Raw genomic sequence first — 3,873 nt, forward strand, 5'->3', positions numbered from 1 at the left:
ACGACAATGTAAGGAACGCCTACCTGACGGGACAGCAGGATGTGCTCGCGGGTCTGCGGCATGGGGCCGTCAGCAGCGGAGCAAACCAGGATCGCGCCGTCCATCTGGGCAGCACCGGTGATCATGTTCTTCACGTAGTCGGCGTGACCCGGGCAGTCTACGTGAGCGTAGTGGCGTACCGGCGAGTCGTATTCAACGTGAGAGGTGTTGATGGTGATACCACGAGCCTTCTCTTCCGGCGCGTTGTCGATCTGGTCGAAAGCGCGAGCGGAACCGCCCCAGGTCTCGGAGCAGACCTTGGTCAGAGCAGCGGTCAGAGTGGTTTTGCCGTGGTCAACGTGACCGATGGTGCCGACGTTAACGTGCGGCTTGTTACGCTCAAACTTTTCTTTAGCCATCTTGACCGCCTCCCGTAAGGATTTGAGAAAGTCACGTCACCATTAAAACAAAGGCAGATATTTTCATATCTGCCTTTGCGAGATGGAGCTCATGAGCGGATTTGAACCGCTGACCTCACCCTTACCAAGGGTGTGCTCTACCAGCTGAGCTACATGAGCAAGACATCAGCCACAAAACTTGGAGCGGGTAGCGGGAATCGAACCCGCATCATCAGCTTGGAAGGCTGAGGTTCTACCACTGAACTATACCCGCGGAGCTTGCGGCTCACGCTTGAAACTGGTGGAGGGGGAAGGATTCGAACCTTCGAAGTCTGAGACGTCAGATTTACAGTCTGATCCCTTTGGCCGCTCGGGAACCCCTCCGAGTGAGGCGGCATTCTACAGCCTGCCACCGTGTTGTCAACTGTTTTTCTTTAAAAAACTTGAGCTTAGCTCGTCGACAACAGCTTCAAGTGGTTTCCCTTTTCAGGTGACCCCTGTGAAGCGGGCGCCATTCTATTCAAACTACTGAGGGCTTGCAACGCTTTTGCACGGCATTGTTTGTTTTTGCAGTTCCGGGAAATCCGGAGCCAGTTGGCGCACCAGGGAATCGTCCACCAGACGCCCGCTTTCCGGGGTTACCTGAGCCCAGTAATCATGCTGTGAGCGAGCCAGCTCGCGCACCAGGGCATCGTAGCCAGCGGTCTTCAGGCGCTCCACGACGCTGTCCGCAGAGTCCTTGCGCTGGAAGATCCCCAGGGAAATCCCATCGGTGAGATCTCCTTCGGTAATGATGTAGCTGTCGATCTTGCGCGCCTGCAGTTCGCGCAGCTGCCATAGCGAAGCCTGGCGGGACGCCAGCGGCGGCAAGTAGACCCAGAAATCGACGCCCGCGGCTGCATCCACTGTCTGTACCGAGGCCTGGACGTCCAGGCTCAGCAGGCGCTGCACCAACTGGCGCGCCCGATCTTCCGCCGGGAAACTACCCAGGAAGGTGCACGCAGCTGCCGTTGCAGCCGCAGGCTTCTCTTCTGCCTGGCGGCGCGCAGGCGCATCGGAAGACTCGCTGAGCAGGCGAATATTCTTCTGCTCACTATGGAACAGGCTCAAGGGCGCGACCTCCTTGGGACGGAGCGGCGCCTGTTGCTGATGCCAGACGTAATAGAAGACGTTCAGAGCCAGCAGGAAGAGAAAGAACCAACGCATCGATCAGACTCACTCGATCGGACAGGCAAGCGCCAGGCCGAGAAATACCAGATCCGGAAGCACGACGGCACGCTGCAGCTCATCCTTGACCAGCTCGGCGTCGCCCCCCGTCAGATACACCGCACAGTCCTCACCCAGCAGGCGAGCAGCAAGCTCGATCTGCTCACGGACGAAACCGCGCAACATCAGCACACAGCCACGCTCCACTGCCTCGGAGGTCTCCTGCCCAGGCAACAGATTCTGCAGCGCCTCGAGCGCCGCATCGTCGTCGTAACGGATACGCCGGGTATGGGTACGCAGCTGACTGCGCATCAGCGACATACCGGGCGCTATGTAGCCGCCCATATGCTTGCCACTGGCATCGACCAGATCGGAAGTGACCGCCGTACCCAGATCGATGACCAGGCAGCCACGACCAGCCAGGCAATGCCCGGCCACCAGGGCCAGCCAGCGATCCATACCCAGGCGCTGGTACTCACGGTAGCCGTTCGATACGCCGGCAAGCTCCGCGGCAGGCGCCGCAATCTGCACGGTTACTGCGAATGCAGCTTCCAGGCTGGCGCGCAGCGCCTCGGTTTCCTGCTCGCTGCGAACACTCACCATGCGGCAATAGCGCACTTCGACCACCTTATTGGCCTGAAGCTGCTCGAGCAGCGCCTGATCCGAATCCGCAACGCCGCCGGCGACAGTCACCAGGTCGTGCTTTCTCACCACACGCCATTTGATCAGGCTGTTTCCGCAATCCAACTCAAGAATCATCCGACAACCTCAGACTCAGCTCGCCTCCGCTGTAGCACTGCTCATTGCCATCCACCAGGAGGCGAAGCGCGCCTCTCTCGTCGATGCCCAGAGCACGCCCAACGATATTATTGGAGGCAGTGGACAGCGTGACTTGCCGTCCCTGCCACAAATGAAGGGACTCCCACTCTTCGCGACTGGCAGCGAAGCCAAGCTCGCGATGACGGGACAGAACGAACGCCAGCTCAGACTCCAGAGCCCGCAACAATTCATTTCTATCGACCAGCCGGCCCAGCACCTCGCGCAACGAAGTCCAGGGCTGATCGATGCTATCGGCCTTGCGCATGTTGACATTGATGCCGACACCGATAGCCACACTGCAGATATCCGCGGGATCACCAGTGAGCTCGAGCAGGATGCCAGCGATCTTCTTGCCTTCAACCAGGACATCGTTTGGCCACTTGAGGCCGACACTCTCGATACCCAGGGCACGGATCGCCCGAGCGACCGCAAGGCCGACCACCAGGCTCAACCCCTCCAACTCCTGCGCACCGCCGCGCACGGTAATACCGAGGGTGTAATAGAGGTTGGCGCCGAACGGGCTTTCCCACTGGCGCCCTCGCCTGCCGCGCCCAGCAGTCTGCCGCTCGCCTAGAATAGCGAATGGCGCCGCAGCGCCGGCAGACAGGCGCCGCAGCACCTCGGCGTTGGTGGAGTCGATGGAAAACAGGACATCCAGCGGCCAGGGATCGAGCCCCGACCGGGAAGAAATGATGCCGAGCGGCTCTTCCAGGCGATAGCCCTTGCCGCGCACGCGCTGCACAGCCATGCCGTAGTCGCGCTCGAAACCTTCCAGGCGCTTCCACACAGCACTTCGGCTAACTCCGAGCAGAGCACCGAGCTCTTCTCCGGAATGAAAGCGGCCATCGCTCAACAATTTCAGCAAGGTCTGCATATCACCCCCGCAACAGTCAGGCACGCATCATATAGAGGCATGCCTGAATTGCCTACGCAGCATTTGGCCAACTTTCCCGCGCGCAAAAGCAAAACCCCCGGCCAGCGATGCTGACCAGGGGTCTTGGGATAGGAGCTTGACGATGACCTACTCTCACATGGAGAAACTCCACACTACCATCGGCGATGCGTCGTTTCACTACTGAGTTCGGGATGGGATCAGGTGGTTCCAACGCTCTATGGTCGTCAAGCAATTCTTTATGGACGTTCGTGGCAGATGCACACGCTCATCCAGATTCGGGTATGTGACAGGTATTTGCGGTTCACACGAACTTTCGGTTCGTTACGTCTTCACCGTACAACACGCAAATTGTTTGGGTGTTATATGGTCAAGCCTCACGGGCAATTAGTATCGGTTAGCTCAACGCCTCACAGCGCTTACACACCCGACCTATCAACGTCGTAGTCTTCGACGGCCCTTYAGGGGAATCAAGTTCCCAGTGAGATCTCATCTTGAGGCTAGTTTCCCGCTTAGATGCTTTCAGCGGTTATCTATTCCGAACATAGCTACCCGGCAATGCCACTGGCGTGACAACCG

4 protein-coding genes, 3 tRNA genes and 2 rRNA genes are annotated in these 3,873 nt (G+C 58.8%); all 9 read right to left on the minus strand.

Features of this window, described 5'->3' with window-relative positions; genetic code table 11:
* The coding region (locus QO207_RS31205; RefSeq protein WP_301536109.1) for a GTP-binding protein at nt 1-398 on the minus strand (398 nt) is incomplete at its 3' end.
* Between the two features lie 83 nt (nt 399-481).
* Nucleotides 482-557: transfer RNA gene (locus QO207_RS31210), tRNA-Thr, on the minus strand.
* 20 nt (nt 558-577) lie between these two features.
* Nucleotides 578-651 (minus strand) — tRNA-Gly (locus QO207_RS31215).
* Between the two features lie 25 nt (nt 652-676).
* Nucleotides 677-761, minus strand: a tRNA-Tyr gene (locus tag QO207_RS31220).
* Between the two features lie 141 nt (nt 762-902).
* Nucleotides 903-1,583 carry an SPOR domain-containing protein gene (locus tag QO207_RS31225; protein ID WP_301536110.1) on the minus strand — a complete coding sequence of 227 codons (681 nt, stop codon included), beginning with the start codon at nt 1,581-1,583 and terminating at the stop codon, nt 903-905.
* Nucleotides 1,584-1,592: 9 nt separating this feature from the next.
* On the minus strand, nt 1,593-2,342 hold the full coding sequence (locus QO207_RS31230; RefSeq protein WP_301536111.1) for a pantothenate kinase: 750 nt from the start codon (nt 2,340-2,342) through the stop codon (nt 1,593-1,595).
* Nucleotides 2,332-3,276 (minus strand): bifunctional biotin--[acetyl-CoA-carboxylase] ligase/biotin operon repressor BirA, encoded by a 945-nt coding sequence (birA, locus tag QO207_RS31235; protein ID WP_301536112.1) that lies wholly within the window; start codon nt 3,274-3,276, stop codon nt 2,332-2,334. Before birA ends, QO207_RS31230 begins: the two co-directional genes overlap by 11 nt.
* 134 nt (nt 3,277-3,410) lie before the next feature.
* Nucleotides 3,411-3,526, minus strand: a 5S ribosomal RNA gene (gene rrf / locus QO207_RS31240).
* Between the two features lie 134 nt (nt 3,527-3,660).
* Nucleotides 3,661-3,873 (minus strand): 23S ribosomal RNA (locus QO207_RS31245); the annotation flags it as partial.

Source organism: Pseudomonas sp. CAN1 (genome assembly GCF_030462585.1).
Taxonomy (GTDB): domain Bacteria; phylum Pseudomonadota; class Gammaproteobacteria; order Pseudomonadales; family Pseudomonadaceae; genus Pseudomonas.

What these genes read in the sequence shown, in the direction of transcription:
- QO207_RS31225 (WP_301536110.1), bottom strand. Translation starts at nt 1,583, where the DNA reads ATGCGTTGGTTCTTTCTCTTCCTGCTGGCTCTGAACGTCTTCTATTAC.
- QO207_RS31230 (WP_301536111.1), bottom strand. Translation starts at nt 2,342, where the DNA reads ATGATTCTTGAGTTGGATTGCGGAAACAGCCTGATCAAATGGCGTGTG.
- birA (WP_301536112.1), bottom strand. Translation starts at nt 3,276, where the DNA reads ATGCAGACCTTGCTGAAATTGTTGAGCGATGGCCGCTTTCATTCCGGA.